22 protein-coding genes and 1 pseudogene are annotated in these 20969 nt (G+C 50.5%); 20 read left to right on the forward strand and 3 right to left on the reverse strand.

From position 1 onward, the window contains the following. Positions 1 to 409 precede the first annotated feature (409 nt). The 10 genes from JMJ97_RS01455 (at position 410) to JMJ97_RS01500 (ending at position 11009) form a co-directional block, all read left to right on the forward strand. Positions 410 to 1000 (forward strand): hypothetical protein, encoded by a 591-nt coding sequence (locus JMJ97_RS01455; protein ID WP_260698904.1) that lies wholly within the window; start codon positions 410 to 412, stop codon positions 998 to 1000. Positions 1001 to 1012: 12 nt separating this feature from the next. Further along, positions 1013 to 1783 (forward strand): sugar transferase, encoded by a 771-nt coding sequence (locus JMJ97_RS01460; protein WP_260698905.1) that lies wholly within the window; start codon positions 1013 to 1015, stop codon positions 1781 to 1783. Beyond that, positions 1784 to 2890, forward strand: a complete 1107-nt coding sequence (locus tag JMJ97_RS01465; RefSeq protein WP_260698906.1) for a glycosyltransferase family 1 protein — start codon at positions 1784 to 1786, stop codon at positions 2888 to 2890. Continuing rightward, positions 2891 to 3895, forward strand: coding sequence for a glycosyltransferase family 2 protein (locus JMJ97_RS01470; protein ID WP_260698907.1), 1005 nt, complete (start codon positions 2891 to 2893; stop codon positions 3893 to 3895). Between the two features lie 179 nt (positions 3896 to 4074). Then, on the forward strand, positions 4075 to 5121 hold the full coding sequence (locus JMJ97_RS01475) for a hypothetical protein (protein WP_260698908.1): 1047 nt from the start codon (positions 4075 to 4077) through the stop codon (positions 5119 to 5121). Between the two features lie 10 nt (positions 5122 to 5131). Further along, positions 5132 to 6220 carry a polysaccharide pyruvyl transferase family protein gene (locus tag JMJ97_RS01480; protein ID WP_260698909.1) on the forward strand — a complete coding sequence of 363 codons (1089 nt, stop codon included), beginning with the start codon at positions 5132 to 5134 and terminating at the stop codon, positions 6218 to 6220. Positions 6221 to 6224: 4 nt separating this feature from the next. Beyond that, complete coding sequence (locus JMJ97_RS01485; protein ID WP_260698910.1) at positions 6225 to 7412, forward strand: Coenzyme F420 hydrogenase/dehydrogenase, beta subunit C-terminal domain; 1188 nt, start codon at positions 6225 to 6227, stop codon at positions 7410 to 7412. After that, positions 7409 to 8404 carry a glycosyltransferase family 4 protein gene (locus tag JMJ97_RS01490; RefSeq protein ID WP_260698911.1) on the forward strand — a complete coding sequence of 332 codons (996 nt, stop codon included), beginning with the start codon at positions 7409 to 7411 and terminating at the stop codon, positions 8402 to 8404. Before JMJ97_RS01485 ends, JMJ97_RS01490 begins: the two co-directional genes overlap by 4 nt. Continuing rightward, complete coding sequence (wzx, locus tag JMJ97_RS01495) at positions 8405 to 9829, forward strand: O-unit flippase-like protein (protein ID WP_260698912.1); 1425 nt, start codon at positions 8405 to 8407, stop codon at positions 9827 to 9829. It abuts the gene before it with no gap. Positions 9830 to 9941: 112 nt separating this feature from the next. After that, positions 9942 to 11009 carry an acyltransferase family protein gene (locus tag JMJ97_RS01500; RefSeq protein WP_260698913.1) on the forward strand — a complete coding sequence of 356 codons (1068 nt, stop codon included), beginning with the start codon at positions 9942 to 9944 and terminating at the stop codon, positions 11007 to 11009. A 91-nt stretch (positions 11010 to 11100) separates the two neighbouring features. Here JMJ97_RS01500 and JMJ97_RS01505 read toward each other — a convergent pair. The 3 genes and pseudogenes from JMJ97_RS01505 to JMJ97_RS01515 form a co-directional block, all read right to left on the reverse strand. Then, a pseudogene (locus JMJ97_RS01505) lies at positions 11101 to 11385 on the reverse strand (transposase); the annotation flags it as partial. Between the two features lie 356 nt (positions 11386 to 11741). Next, entirely contained in the window at positions 11742 to 12452 is a 711-nt protein-coding gene (locus JMJ97_RS01510; protein ID WP_260698914.1) for a hypothetical protein, read from the reverse strand. A 10-nt stretch (positions 12453 to 12462) separates the two neighbouring features. Continuing rightward, a complete protein-coding gene (locus JMJ97_RS01515) occupies positions 12463 to 12642 on the reverse strand; it encodes a hypothetical protein (protein ID WP_260698915.1) in 180 nt (59 codons plus the stop codon). A 453-nt stretch (positions 12643 to 13095) separates the two neighbouring features. Between JMJ97_RS01515 and JMJ97_RS09645 the strand changes: the two genes are divergently transcribed. The 10 genes from JMJ97_RS09645 (at position 13096) to JMJ97_RS01560 (ending at position 20875) form a co-directional block, all read left to right on the forward strand. Next, positions 13096 to 13551 (forward strand): 3'-5' exonuclease, encoded by a 456-nt coding sequence (locus JMJ97_RS09645; RefSeq protein ID WP_422110714.1) that lies wholly within the window; start codon positions 13096 to 13098, stop codon positions 13549 to 13551. A gap of 283 nt (positions 13552 to 13834) precedes the next feature. Next, on the forward strand, positions 13835 to 15439 hold the full coding sequence (locus JMJ97_RS01520) for an AAA family ATPase (protein WP_260698916.1): 1605 nt from the start codon (positions 13835 to 13837) through the stop codon (positions 15437 to 15439). A 228-nt stretch (positions 15440 to 15667) separates the two neighbouring features. Continuing rightward, entirely contained in the window at positions 15668 to 16810 is a 1143-nt protein-coding gene (locus tag JMJ97_RS01525) for an AAA family ATPase (RefSeq protein WP_260698917.1), read from the forward strand. Position 16811: 1 nt separating this feature from the next. Beyond that, positions 16812 to 17477: an RloB family protein gene (locus JMJ97_RS01530; RefSeq protein ID WP_260698918.1), complete on the forward strand. Its 666-nt coding sequence runs from the start codon at positions 16812 to 16814 to the stop codon at positions 17475 to 17477. Positions 17478 to 17706: 229 nt separating this feature from the next. Continuing rightward, the gene (locus JMJ97_RS01535; RefSeq protein ID WP_260698919.1) at positions 17707 to 17853 is read left to right on the forward strand and encodes a hypothetical protein; all 147 of its coding nucleotides are present in this window, start codon (positions 17707 to 17709) and stop codon (positions 17851 to 17853) included. 3 nt (positions 17854 to 17856) lie between these two features. Next, entirely contained in the window at positions 17857 to 18240 is a 384-nt protein-coding gene (locus JMJ97_RS01540; RefSeq protein ID WP_260698920.1) for a hypothetical protein, read from the forward strand. Between the two features lie 147 nt (positions 18241 to 18387). Continuing rightward, positions 18388 to 18795 (forward strand): hypothetical protein, encoded by a 408-nt coding sequence (locus tag JMJ97_RS01545; protein WP_260698921.1) that lies wholly within the window; start codon positions 18388 to 18390, stop codon positions 18793 to 18795. A gap of 39 nt (positions 18796 to 18834) precedes the next feature. Then, complete coding sequence (locus JMJ97_RS01550; protein WP_055251172.1) at positions 18835 to 19227, forward strand: helix-turn-helix transcriptional regulator; 393 nt, start codon at positions 18835 to 18837, stop codon at positions 19225 to 19227. Further along, positions 19224 to 19673: a hypothetical protein gene (locus tag JMJ97_RS01555; protein WP_260698922.1), complete on the forward strand. Its 450-nt coding sequence runs from the start codon at positions 19224 to 19226 to the stop codon at positions 19671 to 19673. Before JMJ97_RS01550 ends, JMJ97_RS01555 begins: the two co-directional genes overlap by 4 nt. Before the next feature lie 230 nt (positions 19674 to 19903). Next, complete coding sequence (locus JMJ97_RS01560) at positions 19904 to 20875, forward strand: LacI family DNA-binding transcriptional regulator (RefSeq protein ID WP_260698969.1); 972 nt, start codon at positions 19904 to 19906, stop codon at positions 20873 to 20875. Positions 20876 to 20969: the final 94 nt, after the last annotated feature.

Raw genomic sequence — 20969 nt, forward strand, 5'->3', positions numbered from 1 at the left:
CGGCTGCATCGACAGGGCCAGGGCCGCGAGGGGCGAGGGGCCGCTGGCGGGATAGCCGGCGCGCCGGGACATGGGCCGGAGGGCCCGTTGCGCTGAGTCCGGAACGGCCGCGCAGCGGGCTGGCGGAGCATGCCGCGGCAGGGTGGGGACGCCGGCCTCCATAGCCTCTCCACCTGCGGAAACGAGGCGACGGCCAGGTGCCGGGAGCTAGTTCCGCGTTGCGCTAGCTGCGGAAACGCGGGGTCCGTTCAGGCTGTTGCGTTGAGATTGAAAATCAACCAATGGGTGCATCTCCATACCCCTCTACAAAAACCTGTACTTTTGCGACTGCGCCTAGCTGCGAGCGAGAAGTCTGTTCTTAACGCCCTTGCATCCGCGTGCGTCGCGGAGCAAGAAAAGGGGGCGAGAGATGGAGCAGACAATGCGGCGCCAAGAGCAGCTGCCGGGCGCCTTTAGCGGCGCCACCACCAACAGCCAGCACGGCCGCGTGCGCTGGTATCTGGTCCACACCCCCCATGGTAAAGAGCGCGAGACCTGCGAAAAGGTCCGCCGCATTATCCCGCACGAGCTGATGCAGGACGCTTTTGTGATGCAAAAGGAGTTCTGGTTTAAGCGGGACGGCGCCTGGTCGCTCCAAACCAAACCTATGTACAAGGAATACTTCTTCGTCGCCACGCGCGATGCCGCCATGCTCGACAAGGCTTTAGCCCAGTTGAGCTTTGGTTGTCGCATTGCCGGCAGTAGGGAGCGGGCGTACATGCCCATGCCGGACGATGCGCAGGACTGGTATCGCAGCGTGCTCGACGACGACGGCGTGGTGCGCAACAGCGTAGCCCGCATAGCAGACGGCGTGCTGCATATAGAGCAAGGGCCCTTGGTGGGGCAAGAGGCCCGTGTAAAGAAGATCGACCGTCATAAGCGCTGGTGCCTGGTAGACGTAGGCGAAGGCGACTCCGCTTTTAGGGAGCTGCTTCCGTTAGACGTGCCCAGTAAGACGTAAGGGGACGTCGCATTGGCAATTCGTTCGTATTTTGAATTCATCGATTGGGGGACCCCTGGGGACATGGACGTGGATTTGAACTTGACTACCAAAGAAGTGACTGAATGCGGTGCGTCTGTTGGGAATGCACTGGCGGTTCGGGAGATACAACCGAGCGGTACGTTGGCTTACCGTTTTTTGAAGAGATTGTTTGATTTTGTTTTCAGCCTTTGTGTGAGTATGGTGCTGTTCATTCCTGTTGCCGTTGTATGCGTGCTCATCCGCCTCGAGTCTTCGGGTAGCCCTGTGTATGCGCAGGAGCGCGTTGGCAAGGGCGGAAAGACCATCAAGATCTTTAAGCTTCGCAGCATGGTCGCCGACGCTGGCAATGTACAGAAGTATCTGAGCTCTGAGCAGCTACATCAGTGGGAAGTCGAGCGCAAGGTCGATGATGATCCTCGCATTACCAAAATCGGCCAGTTTATCCGTAAGTGCTCGATTGACGAGATACCGCAGTTCCTGAATGTGCTGAACGGTGATCTTTCCGTCATCGGACCGCGCCCAATTACAAGAGACGAACTTGAGCAGCACTTTTCTGATGAAGAAAAGGCCGAACTGCTCTCCGTTCAGCCCGGCATTACGGGCCTTTGGCAGGCGACTGACCGTAACGCTGCGACCTTCGAGAGCGGCCTGCGCCAAAAGATTGAGCTTCATTACGTGCGCAACCGATGCTTCAGCATGGACTGGAAATGCTTTACTGGCACCTTTGGCGCCATGTTCGGCAAGAAGAGGACGGGGCGTTAGATGGCTAATCCAATTCGTGTCGCACAGATAGTCGGAAAAATGAATGGCGGCGGCGTTGAGGCCGTCGTCATGAATTACTACTGTCATATTGATCGTAGCAAAGTGCAGTTTGATTTCCTTATCGATTCCGATTCGACGCTTGTTCCCCGCGAGGAGATTGAATCGCTCGGTGGCAGGGTCTTCGAGATTCCGCCCTATCAGCATGTTGTTGAATACCAGCGAGAGCTTCAGCGTCTCTTTAAGCAAGAGGGCTGGAAGATTGTCCACAGTCACATCAACGCGCTTTCGGTCTTTCCACTTCGTGCCGCGAAGAAGGCGGGCGTCCCCGTGCGTATCGCCCATAGCCATTCTACGAGTGGTAAGGGGGAGTATGCCAAGAATGCCCTGAAGGCCGTGCTGAAAACGCAATCGAATCGGTATCCAACACATCGATTTGCATGTAGTCAATTCGCTGGTGAATGGCTTTTTGGTATAGCTTCGCACTTTGAGGTCGTATACAACGCAATTGATTTGGATCGCTTCCGCTTCAATGCGGAGGCTCGCGCGCAAGCGCGAGCCGACCTGGGCCTCGTCGGCAACCAGTTTGCCATTGGGCATGTGGGGCGTTTTACTGCTCAGAAGAACCATGCGTTTTTGATCGATGTTTTTACTGAGGTCGCAAAGCGCCGCGACGATGCCGTCCTGTTGCTTGTCGGTACCGGCGAAGCCGGGGCCTCCGTAAAGGCCTTGGTGGACGAACGCGGTCTTACCGATCGCGTTAAGTTTCTGGGACAAAGAAGCGATGTCAATCGTTTGTACCAGGCGTTTGATGCGTTCGTTCTGCCAAGCCTTTACGAAGGCCTGTGCCTCGTCGGCGTCGAGGCACAGGTGTCTGGCTTACCGTGTTTGCTGAGCGATGCAATTACGCGTGAAGTGGACGTAACGGGGGAATGCAAGTTCTTGCCGATTGATAGTCCTGCCGTGTGGGCCGATGAAATCGATTCACTCTTGCCGTACTCGTATGAGGGTCGATTGTCTATCTCAAGTGGGCAATTCGCTGATTACAACATTGAGTTGCAAGGCAAGCAGCTGACTTATAAATACCTAGATCTCTACTCAAGGAATTAGATGGCAAACAGTAACTTGGTATCGGTGATTGTGCCGGTATATAACGTTAAGCCTTATCTGCGGGAGTGCTTTGATAGCATTTGCCGTCAAAGCTATCGTAACATCGAGATCATTCTTGTCGACGACGGCTCGACTGATGGTTCTGGCGAGCTTTGTGATGTTCTTGCTGCAATCGACGACCGTACCACCGTTTTGCATAAGGAAAATGGCGGTCTTTCCGACGCTCGTAATGCAGGGCTGCGTATTGCTCAGGGCGACTGGATTTCCTTCGTTGATAGCGACGACTACATTTCTCCTGTTTTTATCGAGGTTCTTTTTAACGCCTGCCGCGATACGGGATGTCAGATATCTGCTGTTCCATTTGGCAAGCCGTTCAATGATGGTGATGCTTGCCCTTTGGTGGAGTCTCTTGACCCCGTGGCGCCTGCGAAGGCACTGCCTTCGCCCGATGTCCAGCGTCTGATGTTATATCAGACGCTGGACACCGGTGCCCAGTGGCGCCTTTACGCAAAGGCGCCACTGGGCATTGACCCGTTCCCTAAGGGGCTGTATTACGAGGATCTCGCTAGCGTCTATAAGATTATTCACAAGGTCGATTCCGTTGCCGTTGTCGATTGCCGTGAGTTGTATGCATATCGCATGAGAAGTAACAGCATTATCAGGCAAGAATATCGACACATTAAAGGCGAGTCCGCATTGATAATTGCCGATCAGCTCTACCACGATATTTGTAATTGGTATCCGGACCTAAGTAAAGCCGCCGCTTCGCGCTGCTTCTCAGTTTGCAGGATGGTGTTTGCGCAGATTCCAACTAAAAATAATCATTCGAGGCAAATTCAAGATGAGGATTTGTTGTGGTCGGTGCTGTCACTACATCGAAAGGCCGTTCTTAGAGATAGGGAAGCTAGGCCGCGTGAGCGCTTTGCGGCCTTTGTTTCTTATTTCGGAAAAAGCGCATTCAGCTTGTTCTGTTGCGTGGCCCGAGGTCTTGGATTGCTTCGCTAACGCTTAACCTCAGAGCTAATTGAAACTACTCAAGGGGCTGTTTCATAAAAATGATGACTGATTTCAAGGAAAGCCTGAAGCTAAATGCTGCTGATTCATGTTATTACGCAGCCTTTACTATGTACTGTTTTTTTCATTTAATGGAGCGTACGAATTATGTGTACATGTTTGGAGTCCCGATGGACACCATTGGCAAAATCGCCAATGCACTCATGCTCATCCTGCTCCTAGTACGGTTTTTCAGTATTCGATTTTCAACTGAAGCCCTAGTTTGTTCAGGCGTCGTTTTTCTTACAACGCTAATTACTTTAGGTGTTACTAAGTCGTGGATACCCCTTTCTGTCTGCTTATTTATTATTGCTGGGAACGATATTGATGTTCGCCGGTTGACGCAGATCGTCTTGGCTGTAACTGTTCTAGTTTTTTTAATCGTTGCGTTTGGTTTGATTTCTGGATCAATCGGTTCGATTGATTCAATCCGTCCCGGCGAAACGAGGGTGCGCCATTCGCTCGGCTTTAATCAGGTAAATGCTCTCGGTGCTGTTTTGGCTCGTATTTGTACGTGTGTTGTTTATCTACGTTGGAATAAAGAACCCTTTCTTTCGGCACTTTTAACTGTTGCTTCGGTTTCTTTCCTTGAGATGGTCGCCAACTCAAGGACTGCGGAGCTGTACCTTCTGGTGCTGATTTGTTTCCAATTTTATTGTTATATTAGACGGCATTCTTTTGCTAGGGCCAGTATGTCAAGGATGTGCCTTGGCCTTATTATCGGTTCCTTTCTATTAACGATAATTTTGCTTTTTGTCTTTTCTCCTTCTAATGGCATTCTGATGGCTTTTAGTGAGTCTCTTAGCAACCGTATTTATTCAATGTGGTATCTATTTGAGCAGTATTTGATACATCCTTTCGGTAATGGGTCAATGCTTCTTGGGGCTACGGTCTGGACAGGATCCTCTTATGCCATGCTCACGATTGATAATGCTTGGGCACTTTGGCTTATCAATTACGGGTTTGTTCCTACTTCATTTTTATTAATCGGTTTAATACTACTTTATGCAAGGGCGCCCGAGGAGTATTTCGATGATGGGTCCCTCATAGTCCTTGCTCTCTATGTTGCATTATTTGGATTCTGCGAGTCGACTGCTTTGGCTGTCGACTATAACCCGCTCCTAGTTTTAATCAGCTATTCCATATTTCGGAATAGAGACACACTTTCCGTTTCTTGAGAGGGATGCAATGAAAAAAGTTTCAATTATTACTCGTCATAACGTTCTCAACTACGGGTCTGTCCTCCAGGCTTATGCTACGCAAGAAGTTGTTAAAAACCTGGGGTACGATCCTGTTGTTGTTGACTATCGGAGATGCGCTGAGACCCTTGATTCTCTTGTGAAGCGTTATTCGGAAGGTAGGTCTCTGCCTCATCGCATCTATAGGAACACGGTTTGGCGTTTGCTGTACGGTGCAGGTGAGAAGCGTTTTAAGAGCATGAGAGAGCAGTATCTGACTCTTTCTCCGCATTGTGATGAAACAAGCATCGACGCATTGCTACCTAACACAGATATCTATTTGACTGGCAGCGATCAGGTCTGGAATGAACTTGGCGATGGCTCTCTAGATCCGGTATTCTTTTGGGACGGGCTTTCTAAGGTCGAGGGAAAGAAAGTCGTATCCTACGCCGCTAGCTTTGGACGTGGTGGCGTTGTAAAGGGATATGAGTCGCAAATCGGTAGCTGGCTCAAGCGCTACGATGCCATTTCCGTCCGCGAGGATTCAGGTAAGGATATCGTTGAGAGCTACGGTCTCAAAGCCGAGCAGGTTTTGGATCCGACCCTGCTTCTCAATCGCTCCGAGTGGAACAAGATTGCCAGTGAAAAGGCTCCCGTTGAAAAGCCCTACGCCCTCGTCTATAACCTCCATCCTGATTCAGATATGCTGCAGTACGTTAAAGATAAGACCGCTGGCTCCAATCTTGAGATTGTAAGTGTTTGCCCTACGTTTAGGAGAAGGGTAGGAAAACAGGTCGTTCTTCCGCCCCTGGAGGATTTCCTTGCGCTGTTTAGGGATGCATCCTGCGTATACACGGATTCATTCCACGGCACTGCTTTTTGTATCAATCTCGGCACCCCATTTGTTGAGATCTTCCCAAAGGCTAATGCCGCGCGAAATAAATCTGTTCTTAGGCTCTTTGGCCTAGAGCATAGGGCCTGGGATACGTTCCAAGGCAATGCCTGGGACGACGATATCGATTGGCAGCATGTTGGTGAGGTTCTTGACGGGGAGCGCAGCCGCAGCCTCTCCTGGCTTGATCGCGCGTTGAAGGATTAGATGAATGCAAAGTATCTGCGAAGACAAAATGTGTGCGGGCTGCATGGCATGTGTCGATGCCTGCCCTAAAGATGCAATCGCTGTTCTCGAAAGGCGCGAGTACTATACCCCCAGTATCGATCAGAACAAATGCATTGATTGCGGTAGGTGCACGGCTGTATGCCAACAGTGCAATCCGCCTCAGGGTTCTAAACCTAGTAAATGGTTGCAAGGATGGGATTCTAACTCGGAGAGCAGGGGAACCTCCTCATCGGGTGGCTTGGCGGCCGCGATTATCCGAGGGTTTATTTCTGCCGGCGGAGTAGTTTGCTCTTGCTGCTTCCGGGACGGCCAGTTTGGGTTTGAGTTTTCTAGCTCGATCGCGGATGCCGTTAAATATAAAGGATCTAAGTACGTAAAAAGCAATCCAATTGGCTCTTACGCTCGTATAAAAAAATTGCTGGTTGAGGGTAAAGAAGTCTTATTTGTAGGATTGCCTTGCCAAGTGGCCTCTCTTAAAAACTTTGTCGGCAATAAGCTTCTTTTGAGTTTATATACGGTCGATTTGATTTGCCACGGTACTCCTTCGCCTGCGATTCTCCGTCAATTTCTGAGTGAAAATGGGATTGACATGGATCAGCTTGAGTCGATTGAGTTTCGTTCTAAAGGCAGCTTTCAGCTAAGGGAGAACGAGCGAACGATTGATTTGCCCGGTGTTTTGGATGGGTATACAGTAGCTTTCTTGGCGGGGCTGGACTATACGGAAAACTGTTATCACTGCAGGTATGCAAGCATTGAAAGAGTTTCTGATGTTACATTAGGCGATTCCTGGGGGACGAATCTTACCGAAGAAATGCGTCGGGGTGTCTCCCTGGTTTTAATCCAGAATCAAAAAGGACAGCGACTGATAGACCTTGCTGGTGCTGAGTTAATGACTGTTGATATCGAGACCGCCATTAAGAATAACGGTCAGTTGAGGAGTCCCTCCGAGAAGCCATCTTCGCGAGCGCGATTCTTCGAGGACCTTTCATGCGGTAGATCAATTACCGATGCGGTAAGAAGGTCTTTGCCCAAAAGGTATTTCAAACAATCGCTTAAACGTCTTCTAATTCGCATTGGTTTGCTCAAGCGCGCGGGGGGGGGGTACGGAATTAAGGTCTCATTAGCACCTGATTCCAACCCCTTGCATAACATTAAAGGAAGCATTCAATGAAGATTCTTCTAATTGGTGAGGTCACAGGCAATACTGGACCTTCAAATGTACATAAGTCATTAGTGGAATATTGGCCTTCTTGCGATTCGATACGGCCGCTATATTCAAAAAGCAAAATCTCCAAGCTATATGAGGCTATTTCTGAGGGTCTTAAGAGCGATGTGATTGTCTCTTGCGGCGCTGGTTGGACGGATATCATTGCGCATCGGGTGCTTTCTGCCTTTGGTAAACCTGTCATTTGCTTTAATCATGGGTACGTCCCTTTTGAGAATGAGATCAACGGTCTCGGATATAGCGATAGAACTGTCAAGGCAATCATTAAACATTTGCGTACTGCGGATTTGATCGTTGCGAATTCTTCCCTCCAGGAAAACTTTGTTAAAAAACAGCTGCCTGAATGCTCCGATAAGGTTAAGCACGTTTGCCTTGGGGTCAAAAGGTTTAAACAATGCAGCTTCGAAGGCCAACGTGAAAATATCGTTGCTGTTAGCGGGGGCACCCGTCCAATTAAGGCCAACGAAATAGTCGCGAAGGCCGTCTCGATTCTCAGAGATCGCGGTGTCGATTGCTCTTTAAGGGTGTACGGGCGACGGTACTCCGATAACTCTTCCTTAGATAATCTCATGACCTCGGCTGACGGTGAATATAGGGGCCAAGTTGCCTCCGATCAGTTTGTGAACGAGCTTCGAGATTGCTCGGTATTCGTTATGAATTCTAGGCATGAGTCCTTTGGTCTTTCTGCCCTTGATGCGATTGAGGCCGGATGCTCGCTCCTTCTTTCGACTAACTGCGGAATTGCCGAAGTGATGTCGATTCAGGGACCCGATGTCGTGGAAAACTGCGAGGACCCGATCGAGGTTGCCGATAAGATCGAGGGATTGCTTCGAGCTCCTAACTCCAAGCGGCTGTTTGATTCCATTGATTTTGATGAATGTAGCTGGACCAAAACGGCCGAGACGCTACGAAATTACTGTGCGGAGGTATTAGGGTAAATGGCCGAAAGCAAGAAAGTGACCGTCTCCAAAAGAGATGTGATTTGGAATTATGTCGGCACGATCGCGTCTATGGGCAGTAACTTTTTGCTCTTGCCGCTACTCCTATCTTTTTTATCGAGTGCTCAAATCGGTCTCTGGTATGTGTTCGTAGCCATTTCGGGTTTTGCGCAGCTGCTTGAATTCGGTTTTACTTCTACCTTATCCCGCAACATTCTTTATTGCCTGAGCGGGGCAAAGAAACTGACCAAACAAGGCTGCGACTATTCTTCTGTTGATGGAGAAGTTGACTGGCACTTGATGCGCGTCGTTCTTGATACGTCTAAAACGATATACGCTGTCTTGGGTCTCATCGCGTTATTTGTTGCGGCAACGTTGGGAACTTTCTACGTTTCTTATGTCACCGATTCTTTTTTAATTGAGGGTTCGTTGCCTGCATGGATTGTGTTTGTCGTTTCCATTTTCACTAACTTGTATTTTCTTTACTGTCTCACGTTTCTCCGTGGGCTTGGAGACGTTGCCGGTGAGAACAGGGCTAAAACGCTTGCCAGGATTGGGCAGCTTGCTATTACGGCGGTCCTTCTGTTTTGTGGCTTGAGCCTTCTCGCTGCCGCACTCGGCTTCTTGGCCTACAGCACTTTGCTGAGGTTATTTGCGATTAGGACGTTTCGGAGCCATCATGACGTCGAAGAGGGGATTAAATCCGATGCCGCAGCTGTTGCTAAGGACGAAATGCTTGACGTTCTAAAGACGGTTTCGTTTGTGGCGTGGCGCGATGGTGTCGTATCTCTAGCCTGGTATGGCGCCACGCAGGCAACATCGCTGCTTTGCTCGGCTTTCCTGGGGCTTGAACAAACTGGTACGTATTCCGTTATGTTGCAGTTCGCGACGGCGATTCACCAGATTTCAAGCGCCTATTTACGTTCATGCTTTCCCACCTTCCAGTCTGCCTATGTCAGGGATGACAAGCAGACTCAGAAGGCGGTGGTCGAACGCGGTATTTCCTGCTATGTGTGCATGTATATTGTCGCTACAGTTCTTGTAACGGCATGCCTGCCGATACTCACGCTTTTCAAGCATGATTTCATTTGCGATCCAGTTTTGTTCCTGGGTATTGCCCTCTATTACTTCCTGCTTAATCAGCACTCTCTGTTTTGCAACATTATTGTTAGCATGAACGAGATTCCGTACTTCAAAGCGTATTTGGTATCAACTGCTGCTGGAATCTGCGTAAGTTGCGTTTTGTGTGGCGCCTTTAGCTGGGGAGCCTGGGGTCTTGTAGTTGGCCAGGCAATTCCACAGCTCTGCTACAACAATTGGCATTGGCCACAATATGTTCTAAAACGTACCGGGCTTGGATATGTGCAGGCCATCCACAGCGGTCTTGATTGGTGGAAAAACAGATTGGTTGGGCAAAGAGCCTAATTGGAGAATCTGCTTTTGCATTATTTTGAGTCGATATAGATTCGAATCCTGATAGAAGAATTTTAATTTAAATCTACCTTATTGAGGGATGGCCTTTACTGGAGGGGCGCTGATGAAAAAGACCGTTTACCCATGGCTTGATCTTCTGAAGTTGATTATGGCCGTTTCGGTTGTGGCGGTTCACACTAACCCGTTGTATGGATTCGATGCGCCGTTCGCCTCAAGAGTCCTGAATGTGCTTGAAAGCATCTCGGTTCCTTTTTTCTTCATTGCATCATCCTTCCTTTGCTTTAGAGGACTCTGTGTTGCGCAATTCCAAGATCGCACCTCGACTGGTTCATGTCGCGCGAGGTCGACGATAAGTAAATTTGTATGGCTTTATTGCGCTTGGTTTATAGCATATATACCCATTGACTGTCTGGGGTATTGGCTTGACGGAACCTCGCTGCTCAAGGCTGCGGTTCTGGAGGTTCGTGGCTTTTTCTTGCTGGGAGAGGGGAGATTCTCATGGCCGCTTTGGTATCTCCTTGCTAGCGTTGTCGGCTTCATTTTGGTTTATGCCATGCTGAGAAAGGGGATGTCTTCGCGAAGAATCTTGGGAGCCTCGTTCCTGTTCCTCCTTGGGGGCTTTGGATTATCGCTGCTCCTTAAGTGGGAGGGAGCTCCGGTGGCGATCTCTTTACCCGTCAAGATCTACTCGTTAACGTTCGGAAATACGAGAAATGGCTTATTTGAAGGGTTCTTCTATATTGCTCTTGGAATGTACTTTGGAATGAATCTGGAGTCGGTTAAAAAAATTGGTGTCAGTACGATCTCGACGGCTATCGCTATCGGAGCTCTTGGTTGCGTCCTTATCTCGAGCGATCAGCATCTGCTTTTCTGTGCGCTGGTCTCCGGCGGGATAGTTTTGTTGTCTATGCGGGGGGGGGTTCAGAGCCAAGTCCCAATCTTTACCCGAATGAGGCAGGCGAGCACCGTCATATACCTCACCCATATTGTGTTCATTGCTCTATATGTATTTGAGATCTGTGGAAGTAGACAATCTGATGTGACCTCGAATAGTGATGTGAATCATTTAGCGCTGTTCTGCTTCACGGTAGTAGCTTCTCTCCTAACCTCCGCCGGCGTAATTGCGCTGTCAAAAAGAAGCAGCGTTATAAAGAAAGTCTTCGCGGTCTAATACTTTGCTGATAGCTCACAAGTGATTAATTGGAAGGTGCCGTCAAGATTCCTTCGCAAATTGATTTAGCCGTCCTCGGCCCCGTCCTCTTCTAGCCCTCCGCCTTTCCCCTCAGCTCGTCCATCCCCTCCAGCTTGGACATGTCCAAGTACCTCCTCTTGCCCCACTCGTGCTCCACTATGTACTTCAGCCTCGCCGTCACCAGCATGAGGGCCGAATTGCCGTCCGGGAAGGTCCCGACGACCCTCGTCCTCCTCCTGATCTCGTGTTTGATGCGCTCGGTCCCGTTGTTCGTCCTGATCCGGCACCAGTGCTCAGACGGGAATTCCGTGCAGGCCAGCGTTTCGGCGAACCCGTCGCGCGCCGTCCTCGCGGCAGCCCCGCAGAGCTTCGGCACACTCGGCTCGATTTCCCCGGCACCCGTGATGAGCCTTCTCGCGTAGCGGCCGCTGTGGTAGGCATCCCGGCCGCTTTCCTCTCGTAGCGCTCGGCCCCGAAAAGCCCGGATGCCTCCTCGTCGAGCATTACGTCGAGCGACCCCACGTCGGCTGATACGATGTTCGAAGACGCGGCCCGTGCCCCTTCGTCAATGACTTGTTGTTTAGCCGCTAGAAATCATATGACGGGGCGAGGGCCGTGTTCCGCTTTCGATAGTCAATTTGCGAAAGAAACTATGCGTCACCGATTTTGGTTTCTTCAGCTCCGTTTTTACGTGATCGCATTCTTTGCTCTCTAAATTCTTGCCCTTGGCGCTTTATGTGTTATTTGAAGCGGGACGCCTTTGCTCCCATAACAAATGAAAGTCACGGTCTCATCTGGGGAGTTGCATAGCTTGAAAAGCTTCGATCGCTCTATTGTTTGGTATGCATCGGCATTTAAAATTTGCATCATAAGTCTATTGAGTAGAAAAAGCGCTCCCATCGCTTTGATGACGTTGCCCTGATTGGCTTTTTCGTAATTGGCTAAGCCTCGATCTGGATCGATTGATGCTCTGGAGTGTTTGACTGTGTTGTAGTCAGCCCACCATTGGAGGCGCTTTGAGCCTGGCGCTTTTACATAGATGGTTTGTCCCTTTTTATTTGTTGCTGTGGTTTGTTGCCAGCTATCAAAGGGTTTTAATTGCATCCCATTCTTAAATTGGAGGACTTTCGTGTCTATCTCTGGGAAAGATTGGCAAAGATAGTATCCCCACTTCGAAATTGTGCATTTGTTTAGATCTGCCTCAGGAAAGAAGTGCGTCCCAATAGCTTTTGCCAGCGAGTCAACTTCACCGCAGGTAGACAAAAGCAAGGTGAGGTATTCGATTGAAAATGCCTCTGTATTCCTCTGCGAGAATGCGCAGCATCTTTCTGTCTGCAGGAGACGATCTTCAAGGGCTAAGTAGTAGGTCCAGTATGTTTGCCGGAACGATTCGAAAGTGCTAATTGGTGACTGTTCTGACATGCGCATCTCCTCATGTCGTAATTAAGGGAAAGCCTCGTGGAGGTTCGTTAATTAGTTTAAAACTATCGATGTTAAGCAAGGTATCCACTTCTTCTTTTATGTGGATCAGGCTGATGTCTGCTTGTTTGATTGCAATCGAATATTGCGTAGCATCACTGTCGATATTGCGCTTGGTTACCGGTGCCGACATAGTTCTCGCTGTCCTTTGTTGCCAACGGTTGACCTTGCTGCGCCGCCGGGTAACACATAGTCTCTTTCCCAAATCGATAACCACATAGCGGAACACGGCCCGTGCCCCGTCATATGATTTCTGGCGACTAGATAGCAAGTCATCGACAGGGGGGGGCACGGGCCGTGCCTGCGAACGTCATATTAGTTGACGAGGAGTCGCTACGCAATGACATGGGGATCTGGTGAGGAAGACCCGTCGAGGAGACGCTCGATGCACTGCGGCTTAAGTTATCTAATGCCACCTGAAGAGCTTTGATGCGCTGGCATCCAATTACGTGATTCTGATGTAAGAAATGCTCAGTCACCCTTTCATCAGAATTGATAACTGGCATAAAAGCGAGTTATTTTCTTCTTGCATGTGACTTTACCGACACATGGCTCCAGGAGATTCGAGTATGGGCGGTCCTATGCCATGTTTCTTGGAGCGCTGCGGAAACACCTTAAAAATGACTGCTTCGCGCTGGATCCGTCGGAGCGCTTCGACTATATCGTGAGCATCTTTTCCGAGGGCTCCCTGCGGCGTTTCTCCGATTACCTTGATGCGGATATCCCGATGATGACCGTACACCCCGCTAAGGGGTTCGTGTGGGACACTGTTTTCATTCCGGGCGTTACGCGTTTCGATTGGCCTGGAGTGATTTGCTCTCGGTGTGAAAGTGCTGGTATGTGCTCGCGTTCTGCGCGTGGATGCCGGATCGTGGATGCGAAGAAAAAGCCAGACGGGCTTATTGAGAAAATGGGCACGCTGTACGTCGGCGTCACGCGCCCGCAAAGCGGTATATGTCTCCGCTTCTATGCAGCGCAGGACAAATTACGGGAACTATCAGGTTGCCTGTCCCTCTTGCCTAACGTCTCTTCCGGGCATTGAGGCTGTAAACTGGACGGTCATGGATGGGGAGGGGTGATTTGTGACGGTATGGAGCGTGTTTGCTATTGGCGCGAGGTCCGGTTGCAGCTCTCACTGTGGTCTCATGGAGTGTGCCCAAGCTGCTCTTTGACTAGAACGGCTTGGGCACTAGCGTTTTGGTGGGATGCGGTGTTTGTTTAATTAGCCACTGTTGAATATTGCGAAACGGTTGCGCGGCATTGCCGATCATTTGGCACCGTGGGTTTAGTAAACTGCTATAAAAGCAGTTTGAAGTGGGGTTCTCATGATCCGAGTTCGAAAGTTGAAGTTATCGAATCATCCGGTATTGGGTAATCTGGAGTTGGACTTTACCGACTCCTCAAATAAAGCCGTTGATACTGTCATCATCGCTGGAAATAACGGCATTGGTAAAAGCAGCTTAGTCGAGCTGCTCTATCAAATCATGGCTCATAAGTATCACGACATGCCATGTTATGTTGATTCGATCGAAGTAGACTTTGACTCCAAAATACGAACATACGAGTTTTATGCCAAGGATATTAAGGGGCACGACTATCTCTATGTCAAAGATGGCTTAGGCCTCGATAATTGGGTGGGTTCGGATGAATTTGCCGAGATTTTCCCCACTTCCGCTATCTTTTCTGATGTCGATATTAATTTTAAGTCTAATCAAATAACTAGTGTAACAAGTCGAAATATTGATGAATCTGTTGAGAGTATTCGCTCGTCAAGTGATCTGCCCACTGAAATTAATCAACTGATTATTGATATTCAGGCTCTTGATGATGCTGATGTCGCTAGGGTTGCTAGGAACAATATGGAAACTGGGCTCTCGCGACTTCAAGTCCCTCAAAGGATGCCTAGGTTCACCAAAGCTTTTGATCTGATGTTTGACGACTTGAATTACGACCGTGTTGATAATCGCAACGGCCATAAAGAAATTCTCTTTAAAAAGAATGGCCATGACGTCCGTGTTGATCAACTGAGTTCTGGTGAAAAGCAGATTGTCTATCGTGGGTGCTTTATGCTGAAGGACTCGCATGCGCTCAGAGGTTCGTTTGTATTTATTGACGAGCCTGAAATTAGCCTTCATCCTTCATGGCAGGAGAAGATTCTTCACTTTTATAAATCGTTGTTTCAGGACGAAGACGGGAACCAAACTTCTCAAATTTTCTGTGTAACCCACTCGCCCTTTATTATTCATGATGAAAAAAGATACAACGACAAAGTAATTGTATTGGCCAGGAATGAATCTGGCGATGTGGTCGCACAGGCTAATCCAGAGTTTTACGGTCCTGGTACGGTTCAAGCGGTGAAGGATGCTTTTTCGGTTTCGTGGTTTGTGAACGAAGCCCCCACTGTTTATCTAGAGGGGCCTACCGATGAGCAGTATTTCAATAAAGCACTTTCTTTTGCCCATATTAATAACCACTTGCGATTTAAATGGATAGGAAAGAAGAGCTCTGATGGATCATGTGAATTCACTGGCGCACCATCGCTTAATAAAGCAGCCGCTTATTTGGATGCAAATCCTCCTTCGGTCTTCACTGCTTTCCTGTTCGATTGCGATCAAAAGATTAATGAGTGTTTAAGCAACAATGTGTTGCGAACGAAAATGAAAACTTACAAATCCAGAAAGCACTTCTTGAAGGGTATTGAAAATGCCCTGGTGCTGGAAGATGGTTTTGATACGTCAGCTTTCTATCTGGAAAAGCAAACCTTTGGAGATTATGGCGATAAAAAGGTGATCTCCGAATTTCAAAAGCAGGCCTTTTGTGATCACATCTGTTCTCTGCCCGAGGATGAACTCAGGCAGATTTTGACGCACCTAATTGAGACTATTGAGCGTATTGATGGGATGATCACAAAGGCTAAAGAGCGGAAGTAATTTAACTGATATCAAGACTGTTCGATGCCTTCGGATTACCTGTATTCCTCTATTCTAAGTGCGGTAAACTCTTGATTGATGCTATTTAAGGTCTATAATCAAATAAAAACTCTGAAATATCTTTTCAAAACAATGAAAGGAATTTTGAGGACGATGCTTTGCCAGTTTACCTTCAGGAACTATAGATCCTATCGCGACGAAACTGTGCTTTCCATGCAGGCAACATCGATGAGGGAGTTCGAGCGCTCACTCATAGAGTGCCCTGACGGGCAGAGTTTCCTTCCGGTAGCTGCGGTTTACGGGCCTAACGCTGGCGGCAAGTCTAACCTGCTCGAGGCTCTTGACTATATTCGTTCGGCGGTGGCAAGGCCGATCAGATTGTTGTCTGCCAGCACTGATGCGCCAGAAGGTAACCGATCTTCGATACCCCGTTGCTCTGCGTTCGAGTTCGATGACGTGTCGGCTGCTAAGCCCACCGAGTTCGAGCTCTACTATCGCGCGGGTGAGCATGAGTACCGCTATGCCCTGTCCGTGCATGCGGACGAGATCGTGTCCGAAGGATTGTGGCGGCGCAAATTGGGGGCGTCACGCACGGCGATGCTGTTCGAGCGCGAGGGGACAGGGGTTGAGCTTGGTCCCACGTTGCGTAAGCTCGTGACGGCTGCGAGATTCAACCCGAGCCTGCCATACCTGTCGTTTCTCTGCATCAACTTTGACGCGCCGGTGATCAAGGAGGCCGCCAGTTGGTTTCTTGATGGGGTGTTCCTGAACTACAACAGCTCCTATCTGGAGCAGATGCTCGAACAGTTGCTCGATGAGGATGACTCACTCGAGATCACGCGTTTTCTGCGTGCCGTTGACGTACGTATCGATGGCTTTAGGGTTGAGAAAGCTCCGGAATGGCGCGGCCAGCGCGTCTTCGTAAAGCATGAGGTGGACGGCAAGGGCTATGAGCTGCGCCTGTCCGAGGAGTCGGCCGGTACTCAGAAGCTCATGGGGTTGGCGTCGTTTCTGCTGGCGGCGCTCGAACGCGGCGGTACCGTCGTTGTCGACGAGCTCGACGCCAAGTTGCATCCGAAGCTCCTGCGCTACGTGATTCTGCTGTTCAAAGATCCCGAAGTCAACAAGAGCGGCGCGCAGCTTATCTTCTCGTCTCAGGACGTGTCCACTATGCGAAACGATGTTTTTCGCCGCGACGAGATATGGTTTGCCGCACGCGGCGAGGGGGAGGCGAGCCAGCTATGGTCGCTCGCCGACATCCACGAGTCAAATGGTAACTTGGTCAGCAAGAACGCGGCATTCGACAAGCAGTACCTGTCTGGCCGCTATGGTGCTGACCCGTATCTCACACGCATTGAGGAGTGGGATTAGTATGGCCGCGAAAAAGTCGAGGGACTGGCGCAGCGGCAAGCGCGAGGGACGCTCTCGCATGGTACAGATGACGCGCCATCTCGTGGTGACCGAGGGCAAGGAGACTGAGCCTCGCTACTTCGAGGGCGTGCGCGCCGCGTTGGGCGCAGCAAACGAGCGGAAGGTTGCCGTAGTCGTTAAGGGGACTGGCAAACATACGCTCGACCTACTTGACTTCGCTGTCGAACACTGTCGCTATGCTCCTGAGACGTTTGACCATGTGTGGCTTGTATTTGATAAGGATGATTTCCCTGCATCCGATTTCAATGCGATGGAGAGCAAATGCGCCGAGCTCACCGATGGATTGAGGACGTTTCATGCGCTGTGGTCGAACCCCTGCTTTGAGCTGTGGCCCCTTCTGCACCTTCGATATACGACTGCTCCCATGTCGGCCGCAGAGTGCCAGCGTGGCCTCGCTCAAGCCATGTCTAAAGACCTGGGCATTGAGTACCGCAAGAATTTGGCAGGGCTGTTCGAGGTGGTGGACGGCAAACGAGGCGAGGCGTTGCAGCGTGCTGGACGCCTCGTCACATACCATAGGGGGCTGGGTAACGGTAAACCATCCGCGCAAAACCCTGCAACCAAGGTGGGCGAGGTATTCGATGTGATTGGGCCGTATCTGGTTTGACGGTCAAGTTCGATCGGGCTTGATAGGACTGGAGATTAATGAAAGATGTTGTTTCGGGCTGCCTGCCGTCTTTAACTGGATTGACCTTTTGGGACCCGATAGGATACTAGGCCGAATCTAGCGGTATTGACGCAGTCAACCTACGGGCTCGCACGTTGCTGCTGCTAGTAGCGGATCGGGTGAGGACTGCTGCTTCTTTGGCCTGTACGCCTCCGATGGCCAGTTTGCCGTGGACGCCTCCTGGGTGGACGCGACCGGCGCCATAGCCGATGCTGCCTGCGAGAATGGCTCACTTACGTCGGCGCAGTTTGTGACGCCGATGGGCGGGGCCTTTGGTACCGCCTGTGTTATGGATGCCAGCGGGGCCGTTGCTTAGCATGTGGTAATTGAACCCACAGGCGCCCAGCCGCCGGCGGGGAAGACCCAGCCCGGTATCGATGAGCCCACCGGTGGCAATCCCACGGGGGATACAAAGCCCGGTAGCGAAGAAAAGCCCGGTGATGAGACCAAGCCCAGCGAAAACCCGCCCCTCACGCCTGATTCGTCGCCCAAGTCGGACGCCAAGCCCGCGCCCGCGTCCATCAAGACGCCTGCGACCAAGACCACCAAAAAGACCAAGCCCGCAACAACGCAAGCCGCCGCGCTCCCTAAGACCGGCCACGGTGACTGGGCGGTTGCGTGCCTTGCTTTCGTCTTCCTAGGTATGTTGTTGGTCCCCATAATAGTTCGGGCACTTCGCGGGGGGCCTTATTTGCCAATGTAGTTTCTGCCGCTTCTTTCCCACATTTCTCTGAGTTAATAATGCAGATTACTTGAACTCGGCTTGGGGCTTGCCCTGTATTTGAATTTGATTAAACTTAACTTATAAGTTAATCATATATGGTTTCATCTGAAGCGGAGGGGGTGGCCTTTGGCTAGTGACTATGAGCTTGTCGAATATGCTGATCCCGAGGGACGACTTTTTTGGGAACTAACCACCTCCCCTGAGAACTCTCAGTTTCAGAAGATGATGTCTGATCCTAAAACGAAGTTTACCGCCCGTAAAATGATCAATCAGATTTCAAAAATCTATGATTACGGGCTAAAGGATGTCACTGGAACGTCAAAGCTTCGATGTATCGAGCCTAAGATTGGGCTATACGAACTCAAGGGTTTTGATGGGGTTAATCGAGAAATGGTCTACGCGATTTGCCAAGGCGTGGACAAGATTGTTTTGCTTTTTTGGTTTAAGGGCCATCAAGGCTCGGGAAATATTTCCAAAGAAATTAAACGCGCAAAACAGTTGGCCCCGATAGCAAAGCAGCTTTTGGAGTCATAGCGTCGGCTTTTTTGCCCGCTTACGAAATGGAGACTTGTAATGGTTAAGGTCGATTTATCAGACTTTTACGCGGAAACGGAAACGAGCGAAACCCGTGCCTATGAGCACGCACTAGATATTGAGTTTATTGTTCATCGCGAGATGCAGCGCTCGGGCTTGAGTAAAAGCGAGCTGGCAAAGCGTATGGGCGTGAGTCTTCAGTCGCTTTCGAAATTGTTGAATTCTCAGCCCAACATGACGCTGAAAACAATCGCAAAGTTTGAACTTGCGTTGGGTATCAAAATCATTCCTCAGGTCATTTCCAGCTATTCGAATGAGGCGCCGTTTTCTTCGTCTAATAATTCTGTCCGAGAACAATGGTCTTCATTTAATAGCGACTGCTCAGCTAAACGATTGAACTTTGAGATGATTCCGGGAGGTTTGGCTGCATGAGCAAGGATTTCATTGCGCCTATTCAGGTTGTTCATTTGTTTATTGTCGACTCAACTTTTCATATTGAGAATGAGCCCTCCCAGAATATGGATTTAAAAGTTGACGTTAGCTATCAGGACGTCCATCTATTGAGGAACAAGGCGGGCGAGCGTGCAGACTTAAAGCTGTATGTGTGTGGCAGTCTGATTGATAGAGACGATGCAAAGGAAAAAATGCGCGCTGATGTGTCGGTCGCTATTTCGGTGTCTACAAAATTGCCGTTCGACATTTCAGACGATGAAGCGCGCCGTTATCTTCTCTCTAATGCGATTTCCATGGCGTATGGTCACGCTAAGAGCTATCTGATGGTCGTTACTGGACTTTCGCCCATGGGGGCTTTGACGCTGCCGGCAATTCTTCCTTCGGAATTGGCAGCGGACAGCGATGCGTCTTTCCAAAGTGAGTAAGCTGTTCTCGATTTGGATTTTGCATGCCACCGCTTGCAAATGTAACGAGGTGCCGAATCGGTAGTTTGACTGATTCGGAACTTATATTTCGACGTTTCAAGCTGAAGCCCTGCGATGCCCGTGCTACGACAGCTAAATTGACCGTGACGTCCTGTCTTGCGACACGCATGTAGCTTCGCACAGGTATTATGGTGAAAGCGATTTCAATGACAGGGGTGCTCGTGGTTAAGATGAAAGATGTGGCCGAGCTGGCCGGCGTTTCGAGCGCCGCCGTCTCGCGCTACCTCAACGGTGGATATATCTCGGCGGACAAGGCCGAGCGCATTAAGCAGGCAATCGAGCTGACCGGATACGTGCGATCCAGCCAGGCTCGCGCGCTGCGCACCGGTTCCACCAAGCTCATCGGCGTCATCGTGCCTAAGATCAACTCGGAATCCGTGAGCCGCATTACCGCCGGCATTGGCCAGGTGCTCGGTCGCCGTGGCTACCAGATGCTGCTTGCCAATACCGACAACGAGGCCGATCGCGAGCTCGAATACCTCGATTTATTCCAAAACCACCCGGTTGATGGCATCGTGCTGGTGGCAACTATGATCACCGACGAGCATCGCCGGGCGATTGAGTCGTGCCGCGTGCCCATCGTACTGATCGGCCAGAATGTTGAGGGCGCGGCGTGTGTCTATCACGACGATTACGAGGCTGCCTTTGAGCTCGGCCGTGCGCTTGCGGGTCGGGTGGATGGCAAGATCGCTTACATCGGAGTTACCGAAGAGGACCGCGCGGCCGGTTATGACCGCCGTCGCGGTTTTGAGGCCGGCTTGGGCGCCGTGGACGTTGTGCTTGATCCGAGCCTGATTCGCCAGGGGTCCTTTACGCTCGACTCGGGCTATCGCGCTGCGCGCGAACTTCTCTCCGTCGATTCCGATGTTTCGTTTATCGCGTGCGCGACCGACACTATGGCGGCCGGCGCCCTGCGCGCTTTTGACGAGCTGCGCGGCGTGGGCGAGGGCGTGCGTCGCGTGAGCGGTTTTGGCGACAACGCGTTTTTGCGCGCGCTGACGGGCGGCATTCCCACTGTGCATTACGGCTACCTGACCAGTGGCGTCGAGGCCACCAGCATGCTGCTCGACACGCTCGATGGCGTAGAGGGGGAGCGCGGTCTAAAGTCGCTCAAGCTCGGCCATCAGCTCATGAATGTCTAGGCCTTGGACGCGTCTGCCTGCCTTTGAGTCCCCCGTTTTTTGTCCCAAAACTACCATTCGCCGGCTTTTTCCTACCGTTCACCCTACTATGAAA

The organism is Collinsella aerofaciens (assembly GCF_025289055.1).
GTDB lineage: Bacteria > Actinomycetota > Coriobacteriia > Coriobacteriales > Coriobacteriaceae > Collinsella.